Source organism: Eubacterium sp. AF34-35BH (assembly GCF_003477765.1).
In the GTDB taxonomy this organism is placed as follows: domain Bacteria; phylum Bacillota; class Clostridia; order Lachnospirales; family Lachnospiraceae; genus Eubacterium_G.
In genome coordinates, this window is record NZ_QUDZ01000004.1 from 14902 (window position 1) to 39349 (window position 24448).

General features: G+C 31.8%; 18 protein-coding genes, 1 other RNA gene and 1 other annotated feature. Of the genes, 17 read left to right on the forward strand and 2 right to left on the reverse strand.

Annotated features, from left to right (window positions below; all coding sequences use genetic code 11):
• Nucleotides 1-17: 17 nt before the first annotated feature.
• The 5 genes from DWZ69_RS05250 to DWZ69_RS05270 all read left to right on the forward strand — a co-directional run bounded on the left by DWZ69_RS05250 (nucleotide 18) and on the right by DWZ69_RS05270 (nucleotide 6779).
• Nucleotides 18-2153 (forward strand): DNA topoisomerase, encoded by a 2136-nt coding sequence (locus tag DWZ69_RS05250; protein WP_118436388.1) that lies wholly within the window; start codon nucleotides 18-20, stop codon nucleotides 2151-2153.
• Nucleotides 2153-3973, forward strand: coding sequence for a glutamine--fructose-6-phosphate transaminase (isomerizing) (gene glmS / locus DWZ69_RS05255; RefSeq protein WP_117999453.1), 1821 nt, complete (start codon nucleotides 2153-2155; stop codon nucleotides 3971-3973). Before DWZ69_RS05250 ends, glmS begins: the two co-directional genes overlap by 1 nt.
• A gap of 304 nt (nucleotides 3974-4277) precedes the next feature.
• Nucleotides 4278-4937, forward strand: a complete 660-nt coding sequence (locus tag DWZ69_RS05260) for a transferase (RefSeq protein WP_022166322.1) — start codon at nucleotides 4278-4280, stop codon at nucleotides 4935-4937.
• A gap of 62 nt (nucleotides 4938-4999) precedes the next feature.
• Nucleotides 5000-5180, forward strand: a non-coding RNA gene (gene ssrS / locus DWZ69_RS05265) — 6S RNA.
• A 237-nt stretch (nucleotides 5181-5417) separates the two neighbouring features.
• Nucleotides 5418-6779: a SpoIID/LytB domain-containing protein gene (locus DWZ69_RS05270; protein ID WP_118436390.1), complete on the forward strand. Its 1362-nt coding sequence runs from the start codon at nucleotides 5418-5420 to the stop codon at nucleotides 6777-6779.
• Between the two features lie 106 nt (nucleotides 6780-6885).
• On the opposite strand, the gene DWZ69_RS05275 is transcribed toward DWZ69_RS05270, so the two are convergent.
• Nucleotides 6886-7740, reverse strand: a complete 855-nt coding sequence (locus DWZ69_RS05275; protein WP_118436392.1) for a YihY/virulence factor BrkB family protein — start codon at nucleotides 7738-7740, stop codon at nucleotides 6886-6888.
• A gap of 412 nt (nucleotides 7741-8152) precedes the next feature.
• Nucleotides 8153-8373 (forward strand) — a binding site (T-box leader).
• Between the two features lie 260 nt (nucleotides 8374-8633).
• On the opposite strand from DWZ69_RS05275, the gene pheS reads away from it, so the two are divergent.
• The 11 genes from pheS to DWZ69_RS05325 all read left to right on the forward strand — a co-directional run bounded on the left by pheS (nucleotide 8634) and on the right by DWZ69_RS05325 (nucleotide 20393).
• Complete coding sequence (gene pheS, locus DWZ69_RS05280) at nucleotides 8634-9653, forward strand: phenylalanine--tRNA ligase subunit alpha (RefSeq protein WP_022165271.1); 1020 nt, start codon at nucleotides 8634-8636, stop codon at nucleotides 9651-9653.
• Nucleotides 9654-9671: 18 nt separating this feature from the next.
• Complete coding sequence (pheT, locus tag DWZ69_RS05285; RefSeq protein WP_118436394.1) at nucleotides 9672-12089, forward strand: phenylalanine--tRNA ligase subunit beta; 2418 nt, start codon at nucleotides 9672-9674, stop codon at nucleotides 12087-12089.
• 201 nt (nucleotides 12090-12290) lie between these two features.
• Nucleotides 12291-12872, forward strand: a complete 582-nt coding sequence (locus DWZ69_RS05290) for a helix-turn-helix transcriptional regulator (RefSeq protein ID WP_118436396.1) — start codon at nucleotides 12291-12293, stop codon at nucleotides 12870-12872.
• Nucleotides 12873-12967: 95 nt separating this feature from the next.
• Complete coding sequence (locus DWZ69_RS12060; RefSeq protein WP_158573363.1) at nucleotides 12968-13114, forward strand: hypothetical protein; 147 nt, start codon at nucleotides 12968-12970, stop codon at nucleotides 13112-13114.
• A gap of 91 nt (nucleotides 13115-13205) precedes the next feature.
• Complete coding sequence (gene dtd, locus DWZ69_RS05295) at nucleotides 13206-13652, forward strand: D-aminoacyl-tRNA deacylase (RefSeq protein WP_117999458.1); 447 nt, start codon at nucleotides 13206-13208, stop codon at nucleotides 13650-13652.
• A 124-nt stretch (nucleotides 13653-13776) separates the two neighbouring features.
• Entirely contained in the window at nucleotides 13777-14820 is a 1044-nt protein-coding gene (queA, locus tag DWZ69_RS05300; protein ID WP_117999661.1) for a tRNA preQ1(34) S-adenosylmethionine ribosyltransferase-isomerase QueA, read from the forward strand.
• 27 nt (nucleotides 14821-14847) lie between these two features.
• A complete protein-coding gene (locus DWZ69_RS05305) occupies nucleotides 14848-15105 on the forward strand; it encodes an NUDIX domain-containing protein (RefSeq protein ID WP_118436398.1) in 258 nt (85 codons plus the stop codon).
• Between the two features lie 273 nt (nucleotides 15106-15378).
• The gene (aroA, locus tag DWZ69_RS05310) at nucleotides 15379-16656 is read left to right on the forward strand and encodes a 3-phosphoshikimate 1-carboxyvinyltransferase (protein ID WP_118436400.1); all 1278 of its coding nucleotides are present in this window, start codon (nucleotides 15379-15381) and stop codon (nucleotides 16654-16656) included.
• A 265-nt stretch (nucleotides 16657-16921) separates the two neighbouring features.
• Nucleotides 16922-17881, forward strand: coding sequence for a 2-dehydropantoate 2-reductase (locus tag DWZ69_RS05315; protein WP_118436402.1), 960 nt, complete (start codon nucleotides 16922-16924; stop codon nucleotides 17879-17881).
• 209 nt (nucleotides 17882-18090) lie between these two features.
• On the forward strand, nucleotides 18091-20100 hold the full coding sequence (locus tag DWZ69_RS05320; protein ID WP_118436404.1) for a hypothetical protein: 2010 nt from the start codon (nucleotides 18091-18093) through the stop codon (nucleotides 20098-20100).
• Between the two features lie 2 nt (nucleotides 20101-20102).
• The gene (locus DWZ69_RS05325) at nucleotides 20103-20393 is read left to right on the forward strand and encodes a hypothetical protein (RefSeq protein WP_118436406.1); all 291 of its coding nucleotides are present in this window, start codon (nucleotides 20103-20105) and stop codon (nucleotides 20391-20393) included.
• 319 nt (nucleotides 20394-20712) lie between these two features.
• Here DWZ69_RS05325 and DWZ69_RS05330 read toward each other — a convergent pair whose 3' ends face one another.
• Entirely contained in the window at nucleotides 20713-21819 is a 1107-nt protein-coding gene (locus DWZ69_RS05330; RefSeq protein WP_117999464.1) for a prephenate dehydrogenase, read from the reverse strand.
• A gap of 287 nt (nucleotides 21820-22106) precedes the next feature.
• Here DWZ69_RS05330 and DWZ69_RS05335 point away from each other — a divergent pair, with 287 nt between their 5' ends.
• Nucleotides 22107-24185, forward strand: a complete 2079-nt coding sequence (locus tag DWZ69_RS05335) for an elongation factor G (RefSeq protein ID WP_118436408.1) — start codon at nucleotides 22107-22109, stop codon at nucleotides 24183-24185.
• Nucleotides 24186-24448 lie beyond the last annotated feature (263 nt).

The window sequence follows — 24448 nt, forward strand, 5'->3', positions numbered from 1 at the left end:
ATGAAATAGGAGAAATAATGAAAAAAGCAGTATTCATTGCGGAAAAACCAAGTGTTGCCGCCGAATTTGCAAAAGCATTAAAATTAAATACAACAAGAAAAGATGGCTATATGGAAAGCAATAATGCAATAGTCACCTGGTGCGTAGGTCATTTGGTGACAATGAGCTATCCGGAAGTCTATGATGAAAAATATAAAAAATGGAATTTAAGAGATTTGCCTTTTATTCCAACAGAGTGGAAATATGAAGTTATCCCATCTGTAAAGAAACAGTTTGAAATAGTCAAAACAATTCTTAATCGTGATGATGTTGAGACGATTTATGTTTGTACCGACTCGGGACGAGAGGGAGAATATATTTACAGATTAGTTGCACAGGAAGCAGGGGTAAAAGATAAGTCAGAGAAGAGAGTTTGGATTGATTCCCAGACTGAGGAAGAAATTCTACGTGGTATAAAAGAGGCAAAAGACTTAAAGGAATACGACAATCTCTCAGATGCAGCATATTTAAGAGCAAAAGAAGATTATTTAATGGGAATTAATTTTTCCAGATTACTTACATTAAAATATGGAAATTCAATTCAAAATTATTTAAAAGACGGTTGGAAATCCATAAATGTTGGTAGAGTAATGACTTGTGTGTTAGGGATGATCTGTAACAGGGAACGTGAAATAAGAGGGTTTGAGAAAACTCCTTTTTACAGAGTTATGGCACAAACTGACATTGCAGGCAGAATAATAGATACAGAATGGAAAGCTGTTAAAGGTTCAAAGTTTTTCGAATCGCCATTACTTTACAAAGAAAATGGATTTAAAGAAAAAACTACGGCAGTGGCGTTAATTGAGGCTTTAGAAAAACATGGCCCAATGGAGCTTGAAAACAGTGATTTGGCTAATGAACTTAATGTAAAGCCACCATATCCTCTTGAAATGACAATCAAGTCAATTACAATGAAGGATGAAAAAAAGCAAGCTCCGTTATTATATAATCTTGCTGAATTACAAAACGATTGTTCAAAAATGTTTAAGATTAGCCCTGATGAAACTTTAAATGTTGTTCAGCAGCTATATGAGGCTAAACTTGTTACATATCCAAGAACAGATGCAAGAGTTTTATCAACGGCTGTTAGTAAGGAAATTTCAAAAAACATAAGTGGTTTACAAAATTATGGTCCTTGTAGTGGTTTTGCAAAAAAAATATTGCAGGCAGGCTCTTACAAAGGTTTGGAGAAAACAAAATATGTTGATGATAAAAAGATTACAGACCATTATGCCATAATTCCTACAGGTCAGGGATTGAACGGTTTAGCTAAACAAAAAGGCATAAATCAAAAAGTTTATATGGTTATTGTAAGAAGATTTTTAAGTATTTTTTATCCACCGGCAATTTACAAGAAGGCTACATTAATAGGCATAATGCCTGGAACATATACAGATGAAACTACTACAACAGAGCAGTTTTCGTCTAATTTCAAGATACTTGTACAAAAAGGATACTTTGAAATTGTAGGTGTTCCAAAAGAAAAAAAGAAAGCCGAAGCAAAATCAAAAGATAATAAAGAAAAAGATAGTGAAAACAATGAAAATGAAGCTAGTGAAAATCAAGGAAAAAATCTTGATGAAGAATTCTTTAATTTGTTGTATAATATGAAAAAAGGTGACAAAATATCAATTACACAATGTAATATTAAGGAAGGTGAAACAACACCACCTAAGCGATATACATCAGGTTCTTTAATTTTGGCTATGGAAAATGCAGGCCAGTTAATTGAAGATGAAGATTTAAGAGCACAGATAAAAGGTTCAGGAATTGGCACAAGTGCAACAAGAGCTGAAATTATTAAGAAACTGACGAATATTAAATATATTGCATTAAACAAAAAGACACAGGTTATAACACCTACTCAATTAGGTGAAATGATATTTGGCGTTGTTCATGGCTCAATTAAGTCATTACTTAATCCGGAACTGACAGCAAGTTGGGAATTAGGTTTAACTCAGGTTGCAGAAGGAAAGATAACGGCAGATGAGTATATGGATAAATTAGACAGCTTTATTAAGGGAAGATTCAAGAATGTAATTAACCTTAATAACGCAGGTCAAATGGTTAGTTATTATAACTATGTGGCGCAATTTTATAGGAGGAAAAAATAATGTGCGGAATAGTTGGATATATTGGTGAAAGAGATTGTACAGAGGTACTTTTGAATTCATTATCAAAATTAGAATATAGAGGATATGATTCAGCAGGAATTGCTGTATTTGAAAATGGAAATATAACAGTAGAAAAATCAAAAGGTGAGTTAGCTAATCTTAGAAAAAAAATAGAAGAAGACCATAAGCCTGATGGACATTGTGGAATTGGTCATACAAGATGGGCTACACATGGTGAACCATCAGATATTAATTCACATCCACATGGAAGTAAGAGAGTATCTATTGTACACAATGGTATTATTGAAAACTACAAGGATATTAAGAAATTCCTTATTGGAAAGGGATATTCATTTATTAGTGAAACAGACACAGAAACAGTTGCAAAATTATTAGATTACTACTATGAAGGTGATCCTATAGATGCAATTATTAAGACTTTAAATGACATAAGAGGAGCTTATGCTTTAGGAATTTTATTTAAGGATTTTCCTGATAAAATATTTGCAGTTAGAAAAGACAGCCCATTAATTATTGGTGTTGGTGATGAAGAAAACTTTATAGCATCTGATGTGCCTGCAATTTTACAGTACACAAGAAAGTATTATCTTCTTGAAGAGAATGAAATTGCAACAATTAAGGCAGACAGAGTTGAATTCTGTGATATACACAAACAGGAAATTGTAAAAGAAGTAAAAGTTTCAGATTTAGATATGGATGCTGCTGAAAAAGGTGGATATGAACATTTTATGTTAAAAGAAATCCACGAACAGCCAACTGCAGTTAAGACTACAATTGCACCAAGAATTGTTAATGGAATGCCTGATTTGTCAGAATGTGGTTTAACAGATGAAATGTTAAAGAATTACAGAAAAATATTTGTAGTTGCATGTGGTACAGCATGCCATGCAGGTATGGTTGGAAAATATGTTATTGAGAAATTAGCAAGAACAGAAGTAACTGTTGATATTGCATCAGAATTCAGATATAGAGATCCAATCGTAACACCTGAAGATTTAGTAATTGTAATTTCACAGTCAGGTGAAACAGCAGATACAAAGGCAGCCTTAAAATTAGCAAAAGAAAGAGGTGCAAAAGTATTAGCTATTGTTAATGTAAAAGGCTCTTCAATTGCAAGAGAAGCAGACATGGTTCTTTACACACATGCAGGTCCTGAAATTTCAGTTGCATCAACAAAGGCATTTTCAGTGCAGATGGCAGTAATGTATTTGTTAGCATTTGAAATGGCTTATGCAAAGGGATGCATTGACAAGGAAGAATGTATGAGACTTACAAAGGAATTATCAGATATACCTGATGTAATTGAAGAAACAATGAAGTGTGCTGACAGATGTCAGTATGTTGCAAGTAAGTTAGTAACAGCAACAAGCTTATTATATATCGGTCGTGGACTTGATTATACATTAAGTATGGAGGGTTCACTTAAATTAAAAGAAATTTCATATATTCATTCAGAAAGTTATGCTGCAGGAGAATTAAAACATGGTACTATCTCATTAGTAACTGATCAGATGCCTGTAATTAGTGTTGCAACACAGAGTGAATTACTTGAAAAAATGGTAAGTAATATTGTAGAAGTAAAATCAAGAGATGCTTTCACTATTACAGTAACAAAAGAAGGAACAGAATTTAGTGAAGGTGTTATGGATGAGGTTATAGAAATACCTGCTTTAGAAGATATTCTAATGCCATTAGTAACTGTAATACCACTTCAGTTAATTGCATACTATACAACAGTATTAAAAGGCTTAAATGTAGATAAACCAAGAAACCTTGCAAAATCAGTAACTGTAGAATAATCGCGAACACATTAAGCGATACAAAAACAAAATGGAAGAGCATTTGCAAGTTTACTTGCAAATGCTATTTCATTTTTGTTTTTACAGCGCGCATGCGCGCGTGGTTATTGAAAAAGAATTGTGAATACAATTCTTTTCAATAACAATCGCTTAATGTAAGTAGATTTAAACATCTATTAAGCGATTAACATTAATCGCTTAATGTAAGTAGATTCATAGACATAATAATCGCTTAATGCAAACAGATTTGCAAAATATTAAGCGATAACAATCGCTTAATATTAATGGAAAGAAAGGAGACAATATGTACACAATAAAAGACATGTACGATTTAAACGAAACAATCGCATCAGATTTATTTATAAACAAAACATATCCATGGGAGGTTCTTGGTGACATCGAGCAGTTTATTTTAAAATTAGGCCCAACACTTCCACAGGATGAATTCGACCATCCTGAAGAAAATATTTGGATTCACAAATCAGTAACAGTAGCAAAAACTGCTACATTAAACGGTCCATTAATTATTGATGCAGATACAGAGGTAAGACCGGGAGCTTTTATTAGAGGAAAAGCAATTGTTGGAAAAAACTGCGTTGTAGGTAACTCAACAGAATTAAAGAATGTTGTTTTATTTAATACAGTACAGGTTCCGCATTATAACTATGTTGGAGACAGTATTTTAGGAACACATTCACATATGGGAGCAGGTTCAATTACATCAAATGTAAAATCTGATAAAACATTAGTTGTTGTCAAAGGAAAAGACGAACAAATTGAAACTGGTTTAAAGAAGTTTGGGGCAATGCTTGGCGATTACGTTGAAGTAGGTTGTAACTCTGTTTTAAATCCGGGAACTGTAATTGGCAGACATTGTAATATTTATCCATTGTCAAGTGTAAGAGGTGTAATTCCTGAAAATCATATATTTAAAAATAAAGATGAAATAGTTGAAAAAAATTAGAAAAAAACTATATTTTGTAAAATAAAAATTATTGCAAAATTGTTTTCAGTAGACTATAATAATCTTACCTGAGATGTTGGTTTGAAACCTGTTAATTTTGAACCTACAGTTTGATTAAAGGGATTCCTATATCTCTAAAGGGATGTCAAGCCTCCTTGTGAGTGGAAGGCAGTAACTTTAGATGCGGTTGCCCACCTGGCGTTTGCTAGGACTCAAAACACAGGACGGCATTTCGGGTATTACTAAAGAATAGAAAGCGTAGTATACCATGTATGCTACGCTTAATTTTTTATATAATAGAAATTCTTTGGAAATTTCTATTATATAAAACGTTCCACTATGGATGCACACTGGTGCGAAAAGAAAATAGTTGCGTGGCAACAGGCACTTGGTGCGTATAATGTGGCCAGCGATATTCTTATTTTGTAATACAAATTCTTTTAGGATAGTAACTAATTTTATTATATAAGGGAGTATAGAATGAAAAAAATTATAATACCAATACTTATATTTTTAGTAGTAAGTTTATGTTTTCTAAACTATGAATGTCAGGAAACTGTAATGAAAATTAATGCTGAATTTAACAGTGATACTCCTAAAAATCAAAACTTGGAAAAAACTACCAAAATACAGGAAACAAAAGGAAAAGTTAATCTAAATACATATAAAAGAAAGTACGTAAACATATTACTTACAAATAATTTTGATACTAATATTTATCAGAAAAAAATTATATTAAAAGGAAAATCATTAAATGTTTACTATGGGAAAAAATACAGTAACAAAACAAATAAAAGAAAGATAGAAATTACAACAGAAAGTTACATGTTCAAAAAGAACAATGTACTAAAAATTTATTCTAATAACATTGAGTGGGCTAACCATAATGTTGAGCATAATTCCCCAGTGTATTCAGGAACTTTTTACATATATAAGACTTCTAAAGGGATGGTAATAGTTAATCGGGTAGCAGTAGATGATTATATTTCAAAAGTTGTATCAAGTGAAATAGGTGGAGAAGCTCCTATGGAGGCTTTAAAAGCGCAGGCTGTTTGTGCCAGAACCTATATACTTAAATGCTCAAAGTCAAAATACAAAAAATATAATGCGATAGCAGATGACAGTACATCTTATCAGGTATATAACCGAATTGGCGAAAATAATAAAACAAAAAAAGCAGCTAAGGCAACCAATGGTATTGTTATGACTTATGAAAATGAACTGATTAACGCATATTATTTTTCAACTTCATGTGGCTATACTACAGATTATAGGATTTGGGGCAAAGAAAAAAAGCTATACCTTCAAGGAACGAATCTTACAAAAAATAAAACAGATATTATTGAAGAAAAAAACTTCAAAAAAATAATAACAAAAAATATAAAATCGTATGAAGACAAATATCCATTTTACAGGTGGAAAACTATTTTGACTTCAAATGAAATTAGTCAGACTATTAGTAGCTCATATAGAAAGAATCTGGGAAAAATAGAAAAGATTGAAATTTTAGAAAGAGGAACTGGAGGTATAGCATCACAAATTTTAGTTAATGGAAACAAAGGAAAAATAATTATAAAAGGACAAAGTGATATTAGAAAGAATATATATCATTATGGTATGAAAATAAAATTAAATGGTGGAAGTGAAGTTAATGATATATCAATGCTACCAAGTGCGTTTATTTATATAGAAAAAGCCGGAAATAATTACATAATTTGGGGTGGTGGATTTGGTCATGGTAGTGGCATGAGTCAAAATGCTGCCATTGAAATGGCTAAGGAAGGACGTACATACGATTACATTTTAAAAAAGTTCTATCATAAGATAGAACTTTCTAAATAATCTGCCATATTTGGTTTTCGATATAAAAGTATATAGAATTTTTTTAATAAAGATATATAATTTCCAAAATGAAAATTAATAATATTTAAATGCAATCTAATAAAATTTATAAAATATTACTCGTATCTAAATATTTTGCTTCAGTTTCAGGGTATATTTTTTTATTAATTTCTGCACCGATAAAGAAAATATAAATACAAAAATAAACCCATAACATAAGAATAATGAAGGCTGTTAAACTGCCATACATATAAGTCATGTTTGCAAAATTATCAATATACAAAGAAAAAACATAAGAGAAAACCAACCAGCCAAGAGCGCTAAACATTGCCCCCGGTATTGATTTTGCAAATGTTGTAAGACGTATATTTGCAAATTTATAAATAGTCATAAAAAATATTGTTAAAATAATGAAAGACAGAGAATATCTTAACATTAATGTTAGAAGTGTAATGTTCTTTAAAACCGGAAACAGTGAAATAAGCAATGTGAAAATTTTATTTCCAAATACAAGTAAAACCATTGTAAGAATAATTGCAACTACAAAGAAAACTGTATAAATCATAGAAATAAATCTTGAAAGGAAATAGTTTCGGTTTTGATGTATTTTGCTGATTTCATATAAGCCGAACATTACTGATAATACCCCTTTAGAAGCTGACCAAATAGCAATGATAGCTGTAATTGAGATGGCAGTTCCTGAAACGTGGGTATAAAGTTCTTCAACAATTTGTACCAGTAATGGTTTAATGGTTTCAGGCGCATAATAGTTTAATAGTCTAATTATGTAGTTAGAATTCAAACTTGTCATACCTAAAACATTAAGGAACAGAAGCAAAAAAGGAAAAATTGACAAAATAATAAAGAAAGAAGCCTGAGCTGTATAAATGCCAACTTTGTCTTTTGCCATTCTGAAACAAAAGTCATATATTCTAAAAAAAAGCCTGCTAACTTTTTTCATGTGAATCTCCAATCGTAAAAAATTTGTTCTTGATGTACATGTTGAAATACCTATGGTAGCTTAACTTTTTCAACTAATATAGTGAGTGCACAGGTGTGCTAATCATTTCAACACTGCAATCTTGTATATATTATGTTTTTTTTCAAACAATATATGTGAAATTATAGCATTAATTTCTTAAAGTAACAATCAAATAAATTTAAGAGAAAACACGCAGTTAAATTTAAGGCAAAGCATACAATTAATCAAAATGACTTGCAATAATTTGTATGGATACATATGCGAGAGAACCATAAAATGTGTTTAACATAGAAAGAAAAAGTGTCTTATATACAGACCTAATATATAGTAAAATATGTTTTATTAGTTTGGTTGACACTAAAAAATATCTATGTTAAAATATTTTTCGTTGACAAAGGCATTGAATGTGCAAAGTAGGATATTTTTATTCTTTAAGAGAGAAAGACTCATCGGCTGGAAGGTCTTTTAAGTAACAAAAATATTTGAATTTCCCACAGGAGCCTCACTTGTGAAATCAAAGTAGCATGTGACGTTTAATACGCGTTAAGTATTTTGAGAGTTCACGTTTGTGAAAATAAGGGTGGTACCGCGGATAGATATTTCGTCCCTGCATTTTTATGCAGGGACTTTTCTTTTGCATAAAAATATTTTAATTTTACATTTGTTACTGAATATTCATATTTACGAAAAACTCAACATTTCGAAAACACGCTCCCGCTTCTTTCACTTCGTAGCGGTTCTATCAAACCAGCTACGCTGCTTTAATGAACCGACGGGCTACAAAAGGTTTCTCAATGTTTGTTTACCGTAAATATTAAATGGAAAACAAAGTGTAAAAAATATACTATATCTTATAGAAAGGATACTGTACAATGAAGGAAAGATTAGAAGCAATTAGAGAACAGGCAATTGCAAAAATCAAAGATGCCAAGGACATTAGTGTACTTAATGATGTAAGAGTAGAGATTCTTGGTAAAAAAGGACAGCTTACTGAAGTATTAAAAGGTATGAAGGATGTTGCCCCTGAAGACAGACCAAAAGTTGGTCAGCTTGTAAATGATACAAGAAAGCGTATTGAAGAAGAATTAGAAAATGTAAAGAAAGACCTTGAAGCAAAAGCAAGAGAGGCTAAGCTTAAAGCAGAAGTTATTGATGTTACTTTACCTGCAAAGAAAAATAAAGTGGGTCATAAGCATCCAAATACTTTAGCTTTAGAAGAACTTGAAAGAATTTTCGTAGGAATGGGTTACGAAGTTGTTGAAGGGCCTGAAGTTGAATTTGACCATTACAATTTTGAAGCTTTAAATATACCTGAAAATCATCCTGCAAAAGATGAACAGGATACATTCTATATAAATAAAAATATCGTACTTAGAACTCAGACTTCATCAGTTCAGGCAAGAGTAATGGAAAATACTCAGCCACCTATTAGAATTGTTAGTCCGGGTAGAGTGTTTAGATCAGACCAGGTAGATGCAACTCATTCACCATCATTCCACCAGATTGAAGGTTTGGTAATTGATAAGAATGTAACTATGGCTGATTTAAAGGGTACTTTAGAGCAGTTTGCAAAAGAACTTTTTGGTGAAAATACAAAGATTAAGTTTAGACCACATCACTTCCCATTTACAGAACCAAGTGCAGAAGTTGACGTTACATGCTTTAAGTGTGGCGGTAAAGGATGTAGATTCTGTAAGGGTGAAGGCTGGATTGAAATTCTTGGTTGTGGTATGGTTCATCCACATGTACTTGAAATGGGTGGAATTGACCCTAATGAATATCAGGGATTTGCATTTGGTGTAGGTCTTGAAAGAATCGCATTACTTAAATACGAAATCGACGACATGAGATTATTATATGAGAACGATGACCGTTTCTTAAATCAGTTTTAATTAAAGGAGGGAATTATAATGAATACACCACTATCATGGATTAAGGCATACGTTCCTGACCTTGAATGTACTGATCAGGAATACATGGATGCAATGACTTTATCAGGAACAAAGTGCGAAGGTTTTGAAAGACTTGACGCTGACCTTGATAAAATTGTTGTTGGACAAATTGAAAAAATTGAAAAGCACCCTGATGCAGATAAATTAGTTATTTGCCAGGTTAATATTGGAACAGAAACAACTCAGATCGTTACAGGTGCAACAAATGTAAAAGAAGGATTAAAAGTACCTGTTGTATTAGACGGTGGTAGAGTTGCAGGAGGACATGACGGAAAGAAGACTCCTGGTGGAATTAAAATCAAAAAAGGAAAACTTCGTGGTGTTGAATCAAACGGAATGATGTGTTCTATTGAAGAATTAGGTTCAACTACAGAATTTTATCCTGAAGCACCTGAAAATGGTATTTATATTTTTGATGACAGTGTAGAAGTAGGCGCTGATGCTGTAGAAGTATTAGGTTTACATGATACAGTTTTTGAATATGAAATTACATCTAACAGAGTAGATTGCTATAGCGTATTAGGAATTGCTAGAGAAGCTGCAGCAACATTTAGAAAGCCATTTGTTGCTCCTGAAGTTAAGGCTGTTGGAACAACAGGTGATGTAAATGATTACATCAAAGTAGAAGTAAAGGATGCAGAGCTTTGCCCAAGATACTGTGCTAAGGTTGTTAAAAATGTAAAGATTGCTCCATCACCTGAATGGATGCAGAGAAGACTTAGTGCCTGTGGTATCAGACCAATTAATAACTTAGTTGATATTACAAACTATGTTATGGAAGAATTTGGTCAGCCAATGCATGCGTATGATCTTTCAACAATCAAAGGAAACAAGATTGTGGTACGTCGTGCAGAAGACGGTGAAAAATTCACAACATTAGATGGACAGGAAAGAACATTAGACAGAGATATGCTTATGATTTGTGATGAAGAAAAAGCAATTGGTTTAGCTGGAATCATGGGTGGAGAAAACTCAATGATTACAGATGATGTTCAGGATATGTTATTTGAAGCTGCATGCTTTGATGGTACAAATATCCGTCTTTCATCTAAGAGAGTTGGTCTTAGAACTGACGCATCAGGAAAGTTTGAAAAAGGACTTGATCCTAACAATGCAGAAGCAGCTATTAACAGAGCATGCCAGTTAATCGAAGAATTAGGCGCAGGTGAAGTAGTTGAAGGAATGGTTGATTTCTATCCTGAAAAGAAGGAAGAACATCAGATTAAATTTGATCCTGATTATGTAAATAATCTTATTGGATTTGATTTAACAGAAGAGGAAATGATTAGCTACTTCCCAGCTTTAGAATTAGAATATGATAAAGAAACAAAGATGATTACAGTTCCTACATTTAGACAGGACTTAATCGGTATGTGTGATATTGCAGAAGAAATTACAAGATTTTACGGATATGATAAGATTCCTACAACATTACCTTCAGGAGAGGCAACTTCAGGAAAATTATCAGAAAAATTAAGAATTGATGAACTTGCAAGAAGTGTTGCTTTATACTGTGGTTTCTCACAGGGAATGACATATTCATTTGAAAGTCCAAAGGTATTTGATAAATTACTTTTACCTGAAGACAGTGAATTAAGAAAAACAGTTACAATTTCAAATCCTTTAGGAGAAGACTTCAGTGTTATGAGAACAACATCTCTTAACGGTATGCTTACATCACTTGCAACAAACTACAACAGACGTAACAAAGATGTAAGACTATTTGAAATGGGTAATATTTATATTCCAAAGGCATTACCTGTAACTGACCTTCCAGATGAAAGAATGCAGTTTACATTAGGATTCTACGGAGATGGAGATTTCTTCACAATGAAAGGTGTTGTAGAAGAATTTTTAGGACAGGTTGGAATTGACAAAGACATTTCTTACGATGCAAAGGCTGGTAAGACATTCCTTCATCCGGGAAGACAGGCAAATGTTGTATACAATGACACAGTTATTGGGTACTTAGGAGAAGTTCATCCAACAGTTTGCGAAAATTATAATATGAAAACAAGAGCTTACGTTGCTGTTATTGATATGCCATACATTTACGAAATGGCTAACTTTGATAAGAAGTATGAAGGAATTGCAAAATTCCCTGCTGTTTCACGTGATATTTCAATGGTTGTACCAAAAGAAATTTTAGTTGGTGACATTGAAGCAGTTATTAAGCAGCGTGGTGGAAAAATCCTTGAAAGCTATAGCTTATTTGACATTTACGAAGGTGATCAGATTGAAAAAGGATTTAAGTCAGTTGCTTACAATATTGTATTTAGAGCAAAAGACAGAACTCTTGAAGAAAACGATATTGCAGGAGCAATGAAGAAGATTCTTAACGGATTAGAGCGTTTAGGAATCCAGTTGAGAGGCTAGAATGTGACGATTATTTGATAAATATTTTTATCTGAATAGTTATAAAAAAATTAAGAAAGATGAGTATTATCTTTCCCAAATGAAGTTGGGAGAGAAATATTCATCTTTTTTGTTTTTGGGGAGAATTAATATTATATATCTTAATATAATGTTGACACTAATTCGGTTAACCGATATATTATAGAAAAGGAGGTAGATTCAATGATTATTAATGAGTTGCTTGAAAAAGAAAAAATGTCCAGATATCGTTTAAGCAAAGAGAGTGGAGTGGCAATGACAACAATTACGGATATTTGTAGTGGTAAAGCAGATATTAATAAGTGCGCTGCAGGAACTTTGCATAAGATTGCCAAAGTATTAGGAGTGACAGTAGATTCAATACTGGAAAATAATAATCAGGATAGGGTTGATTATAGATGTTCATTTGAAACTTTCAAGAGCAATACATGTCATCATGTAAAGGATATGGGAGATATAGATTTTATTATTGAAACACTTGAGTCTGATGAAATAGGAAAGCTTTACAAACGTAGATGGTATAGAGAATCGATGTATCTGTTGGCGATGATTGATTACTTATCAAGAATGAATAATCTACCACTTTGTACAAATTATAATGAAATCCGTTCAAAAAAACTTGATAATACATGTTTCTCAGCAGGTGTTACAGTTGCCTATGCAGCAACTGGAGATGAAAGTATAAAAGAAAAAGCTCTTGCAAATGCGATTCCTGAATTTATGCGATTCAACATAGTGGAAAGCGAGGTGCGAGATGTTTGTTAATAAGCCTTTCACAAAGGAAAATTTAGATATTTATTTGAAAGAATTTTCCAGAAGATTCAAGAACATTTATTGAAGCTATTTATCAGAAAGATGATTTGCATGAATTTTATAATAAATGTAAAAATATTGAAGAAGAAAATAAAGACAATTTGGTAGATTTTCAAGAAGATTATCCAGGAGTGCTTAATGTAGATAATCTTGAGTATATATTAAAAGCTGCAAGAGCAAAAAAGAAAAAATAAGAGGAATAGTTTATTCCACCAACTAATGACAAAAATATAAGAATAGTGTAAAATAGATTAGTTGAAAATAATATGCAAGGAATGGTTTAATATGAAATTTGTAATTCAAAGAGTAAATAATGCAAGTGTAACAATTGATGAAAAAATTGTTGGAAAAATCAATAAAGGTTTTTTAGTTCTTATTGGGGTGTCAAATGATGATACAAAAGAAATCGCTGATAAGATGATTAAAAAATTAATTGGTATGCGTATATTTGAAGATGAAAACGGAAAGACCAATTTGGCTTTAGCAGATGTTGATGGAGAACTTTTATTAGTGTCTCAGTTTACATTGTATGCAAATTGTAAAAAAGGCAACAGACCATCTTTTATTAATGCAGGTGCACCTGACATGGCAAATGAAATGTATGAGTACATAATTGAAAAATGCAGGGAAATGGTTAAGGTTGTTGAAACAGGCGAGTTTGGCGCTGATATGAAAGTTAAACTTGAAAATGACGGTCCATTTACAATAGTATTAGATAGTGAACAGCTATAAAAATAGTCCCTTTAATGTTGGAATATATTATTTAAAAAATTTAAAGTTAGTTAAAAACAAAAATTAGATTTGATAGTTTTAAGTATAGATGAAAAGAGGAACAGTTATGAGTGACGCAGATAAAATGAGTTTACATGATTATTATTATGATTTACCGGAAGAATTAATTGCACAGGATCCATTAGAAGACAGAAGTAGTTCAAGATTAATGGTTCTTAACAAGAATACAGGTGAAGTGCAACATCATATTTTTAAGGAAATAATAGACTATTTACATGAAGGTGACTGCCTTGTTATAAATGACACAAAGGTGTTGCCGGCAAGACTTTATGGTAGCAAAGTAGGTACTAATGCAAAGATTGAAGTTTTATTATTAAAGAGACGTGAAAATGACGTTTGGGAAACTTTAGTAAAGCCTGGAAAGAAGTGTAAGCCGGGAACAATTATCAGTTTTGGAGACGGTCTTTTAATGGGTGAAGTAATTGACGTGGTTGAAGAGGGCAATCGTCTTATTCAGTTTAAGTATGAGGGAATATTTGAAGAGGTGCTGGACCAGCTTGGAGAAATGCCACTTCCACCTTATATTACACATAAGCTTGAAGACAAAAACAGATATCAGACAGTTTATGCAAAGTATGAAGGTTCTGCAGCTGCACCAACAGCAGGTCTTCATTTTACAAAGGAGTTACTGGAGCAGATTAAGGAAAAAGGTGTAAAGATTGCACACGTTACACTTCATGTTGGACTTGGAACTTTTAGACCTGTAAAGGTAGAAAATATTCTGGAACATCATATGCATTCTGAATTTTATATGGTGGACGAAGAAGATGCCAAAATGATAAATGATACAAAGGCAAATGGTGGACGAGTTATTTCTGTTGGAACAACCAGCACAAGAACTCTTGAAACTGTGGCAGACGAAAATGGTGTGATTCATGCTGGCAGTGGTTGGACACAGATTTTTATTTATCCGGGTTACAAATTTAAGGCAATTGACTGCCTTATTACTAACTTTCATTTGCCAGAATCAACATTATTAATGCTTGTATCAGCGTTGGCTGGAAGAGACAATATCCTTAATGCTTACAAAACTGCTGTAGAAGAAAAGTATAGATTCTTTAGTTTTGGTGATGCAATGTTTATTACTAATGAAAGTGATGTAAAGTAATAGAATAAACTTTATAAGGGTGAAAATATGAGAGGATACAATGTAATAGTAGTATATAATGAAAATGCAGATAAAATATTGATGTGTAAAAGAAAAAAAGATCCGTATAAGGGATTAGCAAATTTTGTGGGTGGAAAAATAGAAAAAAACGAAAATGGACTTGATGCTGCATATAGAGAACTTGAAGAAGAAACAACCATAACAAAAGATGATATTATGCTTTTACATATAATGGATTTTACATATCATATTGAAACACTTAAAGGCGAGCTATTACAATTTTAAAATTAAATAATCTATTAATTAGGCGAAAATATTATAGTATCTTCTTAAATTTAAAAAACTATGATGTTTTCGCTTATTTTTTTCATAATATATTGAAACACCACTTTTGAAAATGAAAAAATTTAAAGTTTCGAAAGTGATACCTTGAATAAGAAGTGTATTAAATGATATGATGGTAGCAGTTTGCAGGTTAAACGGATTATAGAAAATATATGACATTGCAAATTGGTTATTAGAATACGAATAATTTATCAAAAGAAAGAATAAGAAATTATGGAAAAATATACAGTAAAAAAAGTTATAAATAAAAAAGATATAAACGTTGAGGTACCGGGGTCAAAAAGTATTACAAACAGAGCATTAATGTTAGCTGCAATTTCAAATGGAAAATGTAAGCTTAGTGGCGTTTTATTTAGTGATGATTCAAGAGCTTTTTTGGACTGTCTGGATAAACTTGGCTTTAAACTGGAAATTGATGAAAATGCAAAAACAGTTGTGATTCAAGGCGAGAACGGAAGAATTCCAAATAATGAAGCTACAATAAATGTTAGAAGTGCAGGAACTGCAGCAAGATTTATGACAGTGTTACTTGCCGTATGTGGTGGAAAATATACATTAGAATCTTCTGAGCAAATGAAAAAAAGACCAATGAGTGAATTACTTAACAAGCTTATGGAAAATGGTGTAGAAATAGAATATTTAGAAAAAGAAGGACATTTTCCTTTTAAATTAAATTCAAAGGGGATAGGTGAAACAAAAATATCAATCGATACCTCTAAAAGTAGTCAGTATGCAAGTGCATTGCTTATGGCAGCTGCAGTTAACGGAATGGAAGTTAATCTGACAGGTTCGAGACCAAATGGTGCTTACATAAAGATTACCCTTAGAATGTTAGAACAGTTTGGCATTAAATTTGAAAAAAATAATAATACATATAACATAAAAAAACAGGAAGTAAAATTGGATGCTTATGAGGTTGAGCCTGATATGTCGGCAGCATGCTATTTTTATGCCATGGCAATTTTACTTAAAGTGAAAAGTATTGTAAAAGGTATTCATTTAAACTCCATGCAGGGTGATATTAAGTTTTTAACGGTTTTGGAAAAGTTAGGCTGTAAATTAACAGATACATCTGCTGGTGTTGAAGTTGATGGATCAAGTATTGACAGCTATCCGGGAATCGAAATTGATATGTCTGACTTTTCAGATCAGGCACTGACAATGGCTGTTGTAGCTGCATTTGCAAATTCAAAAACTATTATTAAAAATATAGGACACATTAGAGGACAGGAGTCAGATAGAGTGGCAGTAATTGCAACAGAGCTGAAGAAACTTGGTTGTAAGACAGAAACTATTGAAGAGCCAGAAACGAACGTAGTTATTGAGCCGGGCGTTCTTCATGGATGTGAAATTGACACTTATGAGGATCACCGTGTGGCAATGAGTTTTGCAATGGTAGGGCTTATAATTGATGGTGTTATTATAGACAATCCAATGTGTTGTAGGAAAACATTTGAGAATTATTTTGACGTATTGGAGAGTATTTATTAAAATGTAAGATTTAATATAATAGTAGTGCTATGAATTAAAATCAAATTAAATCTTAATATTAAAATTAAAACGTACAAAAGTATAAATAAATTTAAATTATAAGGAATGTCACTGAAACATTTTACATACTTTACAAAAAGTCATGAGATTAAGTAAATTAAAAATAATTTCCACAAATTAGAAATATGAGATAATATATTTAATAATTTAACTTAGCATTTATATTACGGAATTACGATACAGAAACATTAGGAGAAAACTAGAGATGAACATTAAAAAAGCAGCAATATTAGGAGCTGGAGCTGTGGGTTCTTATGTTATATGGGGGCTGTCAAATAAGGACGGCATTGAATTAGGTGTTGTTGCAAAAGACGAACGAAATAAAAGATTAAAGAATGAAGGAATTACAATAAACGGTGTTAAATATACTCCAAATGTTTGGACACCAAAGGAGGCAAAGGATGCTGACCTTTTAATAGTATGTTTAAAATATGGCAACCTGCTCGATACATTAGATGACATAGAGAAGATTGTAGGTGAAAACACAATTGTAATGAGTCTTATGAATGGTGTAGACAGTGAGGAGATTATAGGAAAAAGAATTAACCCTAACAATATTTTACATTCTTTCATAAAGGTTGCTTCTCAAAAGAAGGAGGATGGCTATCATTTTGATCCTGAAACAACAATTGGCATAATTCTTGGAGAATTACAGCCACCTTTTGAAAGTGAGAGAATAAAGGCTATAAATCATCTTTTTGCTAATACAGGAATTCATTGGAGAGTGACAGAATTTATACAGGAAGAAATATGGGGCAAATTCAGACTTAATGTTTGTAACAACTTACCACAGGCAATTCTAGGTGCAGGTGTGGGATGTTATCACGACAGTGAGCATATGAGTTTTATTAGAAAAGCATTAAGGGGAGAAGTTGAAAGTATTGCAGAGGCTAAAGGAATAGATTTAAGTAAAATAGACGATTCATCAGGTCGTGGAAGTGCTGTGAAAGCATCAGCACGTTATTCAACATTGCAAGATATAGATGCAGGCAGACACACAGAAATAGATATGTTTTCAGGGGCGTTGGTACGTATGGGAAAGGAACTTGGAATCCCTACACCATATAATGAATATACTTACCACATGATTAAAGCATTAGAAGAAAAAAATGACGGTATCTTTAATTATGAGGGTGACAATGACAAAATTGCATGGTCAAAATAAAGAATAAGTCAGAAATATTTTGAGTTTGATATTATTGTTCTTACCGGTTTGTCCGGTAAAAAATTTACTTATCAAGCGTATAAAATATTTCTGACTTTTTTAATTTTAGCTCTTTTTTAATTTTATGCAATAAAAATTATTTTTTGTGAGTATAACAATTGAATAAGAAAAACTTTCAAAAGTATTAGGAGAAAAGGGAGGAGTTTAAATTGAACAAAAAATTATTAAAGTTATGCATTTCAATAGGGGTACTTTGTGGGATTATATTTATATCAAGTGGTAATGTACAGGCAAAAAATCAAAATTATTATGTGAACGGGAGTACGTTAACAGTGACAGGAAAAATTCCTAAAAATGCAAAATTTAAAAATGCAGGGAAAATTAAAAAGGTTGTTGTGAAAAAAGGGGTGAAAAAACTTTTAATAGAACCTTTTAAGAGTTGTAAAAAAGTAAAAGTGTTAGAAGTTCCGGGTGATTTGAAATTTTATGAATCATATTATACTCATTATTATCCGATAACAGTGAATATGGTAAAGTTTAATTCACCATTAAAGTCTGAAAAAATGGTATGTTATTACAAAACAAAGACATACAAGGTTAGTAGTAAAGACAAAAAATACAAAAGTTTTAAAGGGATAATATACACAAAAAATGGCAAAAAATTCGTAGCAATGCCAACTGAAATGAAAAAATTAACAATACGAAAAGGGTGTAAAATAATAGATGTGAGCGGAATGACATATGAGTGTAATAATTATGCTAAGTATAATGATTGTGATGATGAGGGAGAAGATACTTCGTGTAAAAAGTTAAAGAAGATTGTATTACCTTCTTCTGTAAGTAAGTATGTTGGAAATGTTGAATTTAATCACATTATACAAGATGCAAAGGTAGTAATGAAAAATAAAAAATTAAAGCATGATAGCATACAGGTATTATTTAATTTCTTAGGTAAGGATAAATTCTTTTCAATATTAAAAAAGTACATAATTAGAAAAGGAGACTTTTATATTTACAACAAAAGTATATTGGTGGGATATACCGGTTGTATGTCAGTGGTTAATATTCCAGAAGGAGTTAAGTATGGAATCTGTCAGGCACTAGGAAAACCATATGCGACATATGTAGTTTATGACCCAACGTATGCTATGATAAAGAAAGTAAATTTCCCATCATCGTATAAAGGAAAAAAATCTGATATTTGGAAAAAAAATAAGGATTGTTATGATTTTAATAATGAAATTGTAAAATGTGATCCTAAGCTATTTAAAATAGAAAGAGAATTATATTATTGCAAACATTACAAATCAAAAAAGGTAAAATTTGTAGCAACGAATGATTGTATAATGTCGTTTGACACAGGTGGAGGTATAAAAGTTTATGACATAAATGGTAATCTTTTACCTGATGCATCTTATTATAGTATAAAACTCAAAGAAGGTGAAAGTTTTACAGTACAGGTACCAGGGGATAAATTCTTTAAAAAATATGATTTTTTTGAAATTGGCGAAGTTGAAATGAAATTATATAATCAAAAAAATATATTTGAGTTTACTGATACGTATGACGAATTAATTATTGGTACAGGAGAACCACAATATTGGAATTTTTCTGTAAAAAAACAAAGAGCATATGTATCTCTAGTTTTTGGAGAAAACATAACCGGTAAAAAAATAAATGTTAATGTTAAATTACAAAAAAAGGAGAATAACAAGTGGAGCGATGTTACACATAATATAGGTAATTGGGAAGAAAATAAAAAATTAATAGAATGTGAATTACCAAAAGGTGAATATAGAGTTTATTTAGAAAGTCCTCTTGATTCTCAATACGAAATAAATACTCATCTGTATGGTATTAATAGAACACCAATATGCAAAGACAGGGGAAAGGCTGCTGATATAAGCGGTAATGATTATAACGAATTTCGTTTCTCATATAATGACGGAAAAGATGCATGGTTTAAATTAAAAAATAACAAAAAGAAGAAAATAATTATTAGTATTAATTCTATATGGGATGGAAAAGTTAAAGCTGAAGTGTTTAAGAAAGGTAATAATGTTGCAGAAAAGACAGTTACTCTTGATTGTACAAATCAGCCTGATAAATCAATTTATAAAAGTATTACAATAGATAAGGGTGAATATTATCTTAGAATCCAGAGAGAAGATGTCTTAGATTATACTAAAGTAGGAATAGAACAAAATTCAATAAAGTAATCTTGAAAATTTGGCTTGTTCTTATTAACAATATATTTAACGGAGTGGCATATCCATTTGCAGGCCCATTAGGAAACGGACTTCGTGCCACAGGTGATATTAAATTTACAATGATAACATCAGTAACTCTTACAATTGCGGCAAGATTGTTCTTTTCTGCATTGTTTGGTTTAGTACTTGATATGGGGGTAATTGGCACAGCTATTGGCATGAGCATGGATTTAGTATTTAGAGGAATAATTTTTATTGGAAGATATAAATCAAAGAAGTGGACTCAATTTAAGTTAATATAATTCTTTAATTTTAAATAAAATTTGTGGAGCAATACAAAAGAACATGAATAGAAATAATAAAAATAAATATAATAAATAATTAAAAAACCATCAATACAAAAATAGTTTAAACAATTATTTTGTATTGATGGTTTTAATTTACATAATTAATTAACAACCAATGTTAAAGAAATTACAAATAGCGTTAAATAATTGAGTACAGTTACTAAATTTAAAACACATAGTTATGTCCTCCTTATTTCAAATTTGTCTTGGCCAATTACAAAAAACAGTGTAACAATTTTGTAACATTTAGACAATAGGAGATTACTGGAAAACATTAGTGTTTAAAAACTTTGTATCTGTGTCTTTCTAACTGTTCCATAGCTTTCTCTGATGAAGCCTGGTCATAAAATGAAATCTTTAAAACGCCTTCTTCATATTCACGGTTATGAATAATACCGATGTTCTTAATACTAACACCATTTGTAGCAAGAATTGTAGCAATAGTGGCAATGGCACCTGATTCATCAATAATATCGCAGAATATGTTGTAACTTCTTTGAATTATACTGTTGTTATGCTCGTCAATATTATCTCGATAATCTCTACTTTCTGCAATCATGTGATTAATGGCTTGTCCGTTCTTTGTGTCTAACTCATTCTTAACTTTTTCCAAATCTTTTATGTATAAATCAAGGATTTCACTTATGTTATTATTGTTTGTCATGCATATCTGCTCCCACATTTCAGGAGAAGAAGAAGCAATTCTTGTAATATCCTTAAAACCGCCGGCTGCTAATGTTTTCATGTATTCTTTGTTACTGTCATTATGTTTTACCAAATTAACAAGGCTTGAAGCAATTAAATGTGGCAAATGACTAATGGCTGCAACAACTCTGTCATGTTCCTTGTATGAAATTTCTATAGGAATTGCACCAATGTCAGAAACAATTTCAGTGTATTCTTTAACATATTCCTGTTTAACTTTTTCGGTAGGAGTAATGGCATAGTAGGCGTTTTCAAGCAAACGGTCACTTGCATGTTCGTAACTTGTTTTTTCTGAACCTGCCATTGGATGGCCACCTATGAAATTATCTTCTAAAGAAAGAGCCTTAACTGCTTCGTGTATATTTGTTTTTACACTGCCAACATCTGTAATAATGCATGTTGGTTTAATTATATCTTTTAAAATAGTTAAGTATTCTACATTACGTTCAACGGGGGTACACAGAAAAATATAATCGCATTCAGAAAATCTTTCATCAACAGTATCTAATGCAATGTTTGCTGTGCCGTCATTTATTGCTAAAACACGAGGTTTCGCCCCTCTATTATAAACTATGATTTTGCAACTTGGATAGACACGTCTTAAAGCCTTTGCAACCGAGCCACCAATTAGTCCAATACCTACAAAACCAAATGTTAAATCATCTTTTATTCTCATTATGTTCTCCTGTCATGTATAAATTGCTTAGTTAAGTCTAATATAGATAATTATGTTAAGCAAGCTTAAACTTAAAAACTTTAAAGTGTTAAACTTCAACGCTTTAAAGTTTAACACTTTAAAGTAAATATAGCAACACTTTGTTAAAAATATAACCTTTCTTGTATTAAGTTTATAAGTAAAGTAAAATAGTATTTAAGTAATAAAACCTTAATAAAATATTAAATAAGGAGGAAAGTTAAGAGGTTTTAGTTCGGTGAAAAGACAATTGAATAAGGAGGCTTGTTATGAAGATTTATGAAACACAGAATATTAGAAATGTTGTTTTTTTAGGACATGGCGGAGCCGGAAAAACAACATTTGCTGAGGCAGTAGCTTTTGCTACAAAGACTATTTCCAGAATGGGACGCATAGATGATGGAAATACAATTTCAGATTATGACAAGGAGGAAATCAAGCGTAAGTTTTCCATAAGTGCATCTGTTATACCAATAGAGTGGAACGGATTGAAAATTAATATATTAGATGCACCGGGATATTTTGATTTTGTCGGTCAGATGGAAGATGCCATGAGTGTTGCGGACGCTGCTGTAATTGTGGTTAATGGAAAGACAGGAGTAGAAGTAGGAACGGTTAAAGCCTGGGAAACATGTGAGCGTAGAAAAATCCCATGTATATTTTTAGTTACCAATATAGATGATTCCAATGCAAAATACATGGAAATTGTAGAACAGTTAAAGTCAAGATTCGGCAAGAAGATAGCACCATTTCATTTGCCAATTATGGAGAATGACAAATTAATTGGTTATGTAAACGTAGTGAAAATGGGTGGTAGAAAGTTCATTGATAATTTGGGTAATTATGATGAAATGGAAATTCCTGAATCAGTTACAAGTAAATTAGTTCCGGTTAGAGAGCAGTTAATGGAGGCTGTTGCAGAATCTGATGAAGAATTAATGGATAAGTATTTTTCAGGCGTAGATTTTACATACGAGGAAATATCAAAAGCATTAAGAAAGAGTGTAATTAATTGTGATATCGTTCCCGTACAAATTGCATCAGGAGTAACCTGCCAGGGTGTAAATAGTTTCTTACAGACCTGTGAAAAATATTTTCCATCAGCAGATAAGGCAGAAGTTTTGAAAAAAGCAACTAACATAGAAAACGATGAAGAAGTGGTTGCAGATTTTGACAACTCAAAACCTGTTTCTGCTTATGTATTTAAAACAATAATGGATCCATTTGTTGGAAAATATTCTTTAGTAAAAGTAAGAACAGGCATATTAAAAACAGGTGATGTTGTTTACAATCCAACAAAAAATATAGAAGAAAAATTAAACAAACTGTATGTTATTTGCGGAAAGAATGTTACTGAAGTAAGTGAATTGCACTCAGGAGATATTGGGGCAATAGGTAAGCTTACAAGCACAAGAACAGGAGATACTTTATCAACGAAACAGTGGCCAATTGTATATCATCCAACAACAATGTCAAAGCCTTATGCGTATATGGCATATAGAGCTGAGAAAAAGGGGGATGAGGACAAATTAGCTCAGGCACTTACTAAATTATGTATTGAAGACTTGACTTTGAAGTCAGTTATTGATGCGGAAAATAAACAATCTCTTCTTTACGGAATCGGTCATCAGCAATTGGAAGTTGTTGCATCTAAACTGAAAGACAGATACAAAGTAGATGTTATTTTAGAACGACCAAAAGTTCCATTTAAAGAAACAATAAGGAGTAAGGCACAGGTTCAGGGTAAACACAAAAAACAGTCAGGTGGTCATGGACAATATGGTGATGTTGTAATTGAGTTTGAACCATCAGGTGACTTATCAAAACCTTATATTTTTGATGAAAAAATATTTGGTGGAGCTGTGCCAAAAAATTATTTCCCGGCAGTTGAAAAAGGAATTCAGGAATGTGTAAAAGAGGGTCCATTGGCAGGTTATCCGGTTGTCGGCATTAAGGCTACATTAACAGATGGTTCATACCATCCTGTTGATTCTTCTGAAATGGCATTTAAGATGGCAACAATAATAGCTTTTAAGAAAGGCTTTATGGAAGCTAATCCTGTACTGTTGGAACCAATTGCTATGGTTACAATTACAGCACCGGAAAAATATTCAGGTGATATTCTTGGAGATTTGAATAAAAGACGTGGTCGTGTATACAATATGAATTCTGATAATGGAAAACAGATTATAGAAGCTGAAATACCATTACTTGAAATGTATGAATATTCAACTTCACTTCGTTCAATGACAGGTGGAAGTGGTGAATTTGAATATGTTGTATCCAGATACGAACAGGCACCACCTGATGTACAGGAAAAAGAAATAGCAAAATCCAAACAGGGTTAAGATTTTAAATAGAAATTATATAATCACTCCTTAAGGGCAGGGGATTAGTTGTATTGATTATAGTTGCAAGGCATCAATGATTAGTGCAATTAATCTCCTGTTTTTTTTTGCAATAAAGTATATACTTGGTATCTGGAGTGTTGCAAGCAGTATTTTATAATTAAAATATTTAATTCATATAAAAATAGTATGTTTTAGTTGACATTTATATAAAATAAAGGTAATATACTTTATATCCTACTAAACATATAGGATTAATTAAA